Below are 5,875 nucleotides of genomic sequence, written 5' to 3' on the forward strand. Positions count from 1 at the left end.
TTTACGCTTGCTTACTTCGAAGGATGAACCATTTGTGGTTGGTGTTTGTGGTTGGTATCCTGCCTGCACTCCAGATAGCGCAGCTTACCTGCTTGATAGAGAATCAAATTAAATGCTAAAAGCGTGCCCACCATTTGATAAGCACGCCTTATGATCAGTATTGCAGCTCAAATATGATGGGCCTATGCTTGCTTTTCAGGGTATAACTCATCGGCAAGCGCCATATTGGTGCGAATACTCTCGCAGCAATCATGGAAGCGCGCAAGCTCTGCTGCGGTCAGTGGCAACTCATGGACCTGCTCGGCGCCACCAGCGCCAATTACTACAGGGATACCCACGTAAATGTCCTGCTCACCGTACTCGCCCTCAAGCAAAGCACTTGCAGGCATAATGAGTTTCTCGTCATGTAGCACAGCCTGAGCCATACGCGCGGCAGTCAACGCAATAGCGTACTCCGTGCACTGCTTGCCCGCAAAGGTAATCCAACCACCTTGACGTGCAAGGTCTTCTACTTTGTCGTAATCGAAAGCGAACTTCTCGTCGCGTTGTGCCATCTCGCTTAAGGGCACGCCGGCAAAACTCACGCACGACCACGGGCAGAACTGTGCGCTCCCGTGCTCGCCAATCATAAAAGCAGTAATTGACTTGTGGTCGATACCCGTCTCTTCTGCCAAGCGCGATACCAAACGCGCCGTATCCAAACCAGTACCCGTACCAAATACACGACCCTTGGGAAGCCCCAAGCCCAAGGCAATCTCACGTGTAACCACATCACAAGGATTAGAAATATCAATCAAAATACCGTCAAAGCCGGACTTGCGCAGGCGGTCGACCCAAGTATGCACGGCAGGGATGGTGTAGCGCAACTCACGCGTACGATCAGTGCTACCAATAAGCAGAGAGACCTTACCCGAAGCATTTACTACCACATCAGCATCGGCTAAATCCTTAATATCACCCACACGAACACGAACGCGATGAGGTAACAAAGACAAGCTATCGAAGAGATCTTGAGTCTCGCAGGCAGACTTTTTGTCGTTAATGTCTACAAGAATAATTTCATCGGCAATACCTAGGACTGCCATATCAAACATTACATGAGCACCAACATGACCTACTCCGATAATACCGATCTTTCTTGCCTTCATATGCACCTCCAAATTACTGCTTGTTGCCGCGATGAAACTTGACACCGGAACAACCCGCACGAACATGCAAGTATTATGCGCGCAGCAAATGACGGTGGCGGCAGCTGTAACGCAGTTGAGACACAAACATTAGAAGTATTAGAGCTGTCAATCAGAATGGGCAGTTTTTATTTTTGCAACCACCCGCCACCCCAGCTTTTCATTGCGAGTAGCCAGGGTTGCACGCCATAATCAAAGCATCTGAAAATAAACAAGCACGTTGCGATGCGACGCCTAAGAAAGGACTTGCCATGATTGACGAAAAAATGCCTGTTGTCTTTGTAGGACATGGGTCTCCTATGAACGCTATTGGCAATAATCGCGCCCGACACGGCTGGCGCGAAGTCGGCAAGCGTATCGGAAAACCCGCAGCTATTCTTGGGATTTCGGCTCATTGGACCGCTCGCGGTAAGGTTCCCGTCCGCACGGATCCCATGAACCCACAAATTATGGATATGTACGGTTTTCCCAAGGAGCTTTATCAGGTGCAATACCAACCAATGGGTGACAATGCGACGGCTTTACGAGCTCTCAAACTGCTGGGACAAGCAGGTAAAGCCGACAACGAATGGGGTCTTGATCACGGTCTTTGGAGTGTGCTCAATACTATGTATCCCGATGCCGATGTGCCTGTAGTTCCCATGGGCGTGGATATGAGCGCCAGCGACGATGAACACTATGAGATGGGACGCCGTTTGAGTGTCCTGCGGGATGAAGGCGTACTCATTGTTGCTAGTGGAAATATTGTACATAACCTAGGCATGACCGACTGGGACAACCCCAACGGTACTGACTGGGCAGATCAATTTGATCAGTCAATTTTTGATGCTGTACAAAATAGCGAGTTTGAAAAAGCCGTTCACTACGAGCAGATACCTAGCGCAAAGCTTGCTGTTCCTACGCGTGATCACTATTTGCCGTTTCTTGTTGCGCTTGGTGCGGTACAGGTAGGCGACCGCATTGGCACATTTAATAACTATCGTGAACTTGGCAGTATGTCGATGACTTCATATCTCTTTGAACCCAGTGGTGAGTGACACAAAGACTCACAGTAGTTACCCCCCGCGGAGTACTCCAAAAACCACACAGCACGCAGTGGAGTTCGATACGGGAGGGTTTTGCTTGTCCATCTGACCCAGCCTGAGGTTGGGTCATCTACCCTTATACCTGCAGATTTACCAGATATCCCCAAGCAAGAGGCTTGCGGAAAACTATCCCAAGCTGAGGTTGAGATAGATATAAAAAGGAGCTGTACCAGAATCCACTTCTGATACAGCTCCAAATTACGGTGTGTAAATTCAGGCCAAACGAAGCAAAAACTCTACTGGGATTGTTCACCAAGCTTCGTCAGGATCTTGTCATCAACATGCTCATACTTAGGCATTGGACGGAAAAGCTGGAATAGCATAGCCGCTAGCAACACAAATGCCACCACCGTCCAAAAACCAAAGCTACCATAAACAATCAAACCATAGAACTGATTGATCATCAGACCGACAACCCAACCAAAGAGGCACTCATAGCCAATGGCTGCCCAGAACCACTTAGGATCATCCATCTGACGCTTGATGGTACCCATAGCAGCAAAGCATGGTGCACAGAGCATATTAAAGGCAACAAAACCAAGCATAGCGCCCGTATTAACCACACCATTAGCAGCAAACATCTGGCCAAAAGCAACCCACATGGAAGGGTCGGTCTCACCTGCATCGCCCAAAGACGTAAGCGTAGCAAAGGTAGAAACAACATTCTCCTTGGCAACCAGACCCATAACGGTCATAGCAGTCGCCTTCCAGCTGACAAAACCCAAAGGTGCAAAAATCCAGCCAATGAGACCAGAGAAGCCAGCAAGCACAGAGTAGTCAATGAACTCGTCGGGAGCACCCTCCATACCAGGTAGATATCCAAAAGAGCCATTACCGCCTTCCCAGCCAGCAAGACCAAAGTTAGAGAGGAACCACACAACTACCGTCGACGCAAAGATAATGGTGCCTGCCTTGACAATAAAGCTCTTAACACGCTCCCACACATGCAACAACCAAGACTTAATTGAGGGGAAGTGATAGTCAGGCAATTCCATCACAAAGGGAGCAGGCTCGCCCAAGAAAGGCTTGGTCTTCTTGAGCATGATGGCAGACACAATAACCGCAAGCACGCCTAGGAAGTAGAACAACGGTGCAATCCACCATGCCTTAACACCGCCAATCAACGCACCCATAAGCAGAGCAATAATGGGCAGCTTGGCGCTACAAGGAATAAAAGTCGCAACCATAGTGGTCATGCGGCGGTCACGCTCGTTTTCAATTGTCTTGGTAGCAAGAATGCCGGGAACACCGCAACCAGAGCTAATCAAAATAGGAATAAAAGACTTGCCAGACAAACCAAAACGACGGAATGCGCGGTCCATAACAAAGGCAACACGGCTCATATAGCCGCAATCCTCAAGGAAGCAAAGCATGACAAACAGCACGGCCATCTGAGGTATAAATCCCAAAATAGCACCGACACCTGCAACAATGCCGTCAACTACCAAACTCGTGACCAGTGGGCTTGCGCCCGCAGTCTCCAGCCAACCCGTCACAACAGCTGGAATCGAGGGCATCTCCATGCCAAAGAATTCCCAACCCTCATCAAAGAGGTTGTCATTAACCCAGTCAGTAGCGCCCGTACCAACAGTCGAGATAGCAAGCCAATATACACCAACCATAACGCATGCAAAAATAAGCAGCCCCAAGAAACGATTGGTGACAATTTTGTCAATCTTCTGAGAGCGAGTGAGCTTTTTTGGTGCCTTTTTAACGCAGGCATCCATAACACCAGCAATCCACTCGTAACGCTCAGAAGCAATGATGCTTTCAGCATCATCCTCACGCTCAGTTTCAACTGCAGATATGATTGCATCGAGTTCAGAGAGAATTGTCTGGGAAAGCTTCAGTGAATCGACGGCTACAGCATCGCGCTCAAAAACCTTGATAGAGTACCAGCGCACCAAGTTAGCAGCGCATTTGCCTTCAATACGAGCTGCGATCTTGTTGAGCGCACCCTCTACATCTGCGGGGAAGCATTTAACACCAGTAGCAACCTTGCCACTCTTACCAGCTTCAACAGCAGTCTTCACTAACTCATCCAGCCCCTGGTTACGCAGAGCTGAAACCTCTAGCACAGGCACACCAAGCCTCTCGGACAAAGCTTTGGTGTCAATAACGTCACCGCGCTCTTTGAGCAAGTCGCACATGTTGAGACCCACTACCACAGGACAACCCGTCTCAAGAATCTGCGTGGTGAGATAGAGATTGCGCTCAAGATTGGTTACATCGACAAGGTCAATCGTCGCATTAGGATGACTATCCAATAGATAGTCGCGAGAAACCGTCTCTTCGGGAGAATACGGAGACAGGGAATAAATGCCTGGGAGGTCGACAAACTCAACCTCTTTATCAGCGCGCCAAGGTGCTTGCTTTTTTTCAACGGTAACACCTGGCCAGTTGCCAACGTAGCCATTAGAACCTGTCAGCTCATTGAAAAGTGTTGTCTTGCCGCAGTTAGGATTACCCGCAAGCGCAATGTAAGTCTTGTCTGCCATTCCAAACCTTCCTTGTTGCTGCACGCACGAAGCGCACTGCCACGGTTTTGGGCACGTGGCGCTGCCATTTTGTTAGACGAGCCGAACTCTTTATGCAAAAAAATTTGATAAGTTGCCCTAATTACGCAACCTCAACGTTTTCTGCTTCATCCTTACGGATGCTCAGCTCGTAACCTCTCACGGTAATCTCAATAGGATCGCCTAAGGGTGCGACCTTGCGCACATAAACTTCGGTACCCTTGGTCAGGCCCATATCCATAATGCGGCGCTTAATAGCACCTGTACCTGTGAGTTTGGTAACAACAGCGCTGCTTCCAACCTTCACATCTTTGAGAGTAGCCATCCCTCTCCCCTCCTGATTTGGCCGCGAGTCCTGCGACAAAACATAAACATCTGACGTCTCCAAATAAAGACGCTTATGGAGTGCCGCATGAGGCGGCGTTTTCCCTAATAAGTAGTAATACGACGAGCCATGCTAGAGTCAATGCCAAGGTTGGCACCCTTGACATTAACGATAACGCCCGATGCAGCATGTGTAATGACCTTAATCTGAGCACCCTCAACAAAGCCCAATTCAATGAGATGTTGACGCGTTGCTTTATCACCACGCAACTTAAGGATGTGAACAGTTTCGCCTTCATGTACCAAGTTCAACGGCAGCTGCGCTCCTGCGGCGGGACTTGCCGTATGAGGAGCGGACTCAGAAACTAGTCGATTCATAACGGCTTCCATGCTTCCTCCCCAGCGTCTGAAACCCTTTCAGACATGTTTACCAGTTTTAACTCCTAGTAGTATAAGGTTAACTTAAGGAGTAGCAAGTTACTTTTTTTCTCTACGCGAAAAAAATAAGCAACGCCTTCCTCTGCAGGCGGTTCAATAAGCACCCTTTCGCCCATATCGGGTTCACAATGCACCCTTTTGTTCACATCGGGTTCAATATGCATCCTTGCGCTAGTTTTTATCTGGGGTTTCTCGAGTCGTTTGGTACGGTATTGAACCGTCTGCATGAAATGCTATACAACGGGTTCAAGAAGCACCCTTTTGTTCGCAGACGGTTCGATAAGCACCCTTGTGCCAATTTTTACCTGGGCATTCTTCAGCCGTT

5 protein-coding genes are annotated in these 5,875 nt (G+C 48.9%); 1 reads left to right on the plus strand and 4 read right to left on the minus strand.

The window, feature by feature from the left end:
- Positions 1-182: 182 nt before the first annotated feature.
- The gene (locus HMPREF9069_RS06235) at positions 183-1,148 is read right to left on the minus strand and encodes a lactate/malate family dehydrogenase (RefSeq protein ID WP_035438694.1); all 966 of its coding nucleotides are present in this window, start codon (positions 1,146-1,148) and stop codon (positions 183-185) included.
- A gap of 290 nt (positions 1,149-1,438) precedes the next feature.
- On the opposite strand from HMPREF9069_RS06235, the gene HMPREF9069_RS06240 reads away from it, so the two are divergent.
- On the plus strand, positions 1,439-2,224 hold the full coding sequence (locus HMPREF9069_RS06240) for a dioxygenase family protein (RefSeq protein ID WP_051317810.1): 786 nt from the start codon (positions 1,439-1,441) through the stop codon (positions 2,222-2,224).
- A 284-nt stretch (positions 2,225-2,508) separates the two neighbouring features.
- Here HMPREF9069_RS06240 and feoB read toward each other — a convergent pair whose 3' ends face one another.
- The 3 genes from feoB to HMPREF9069_RS06255 all read right to left on the minus strand — a co-directional run bounded on the left by feoB (position 2,509) and on the right by HMPREF9069_RS06255 (position 5,502).
- Positions 2,509-4,770, minus strand: a complete 2,262-nt coding sequence (gene feoB / locus HMPREF9069_RS06245) for a ferrous iron transport protein B (RefSeq protein ID WP_021626352.1) — start codon at positions 4,768-4,770, stop codon at positions 2,509-2,511.
- A 121-nt stretch (positions 4,771-4,891) separates the two neighbouring features.
- On the minus strand, positions 4,892-5,113 hold the full coding sequence (locus HMPREF9069_RS06250; RefSeq protein ID WP_021626353.1) for a FeoA family protein: 222 nt from the start codon (positions 5,111-5,113) through the stop codon (positions 4,892-4,894).
- A gap of 104 nt (positions 5,114-5,217) precedes the next feature.
- Positions 5,218-5,502 (minus strand): FeoA family protein, encoded by a 285-nt coding sequence (locus HMPREF9069_RS06255; protein WP_021626354.1) that lies wholly within the window; start codon positions 5,500-5,502, stop codon positions 5,218-5,220.
- Positions 5,503-5,875: the final 373 nt, after the last annotated feature.

The organism is Atopobium sp. oral taxon 810 str. F0209, from assembly GCF_000466405.1.
GTDB lineage: Bacteria > Actinomycetota > Coriobacteriia > Coriobacteriales > Atopobiaceae > Olegusella.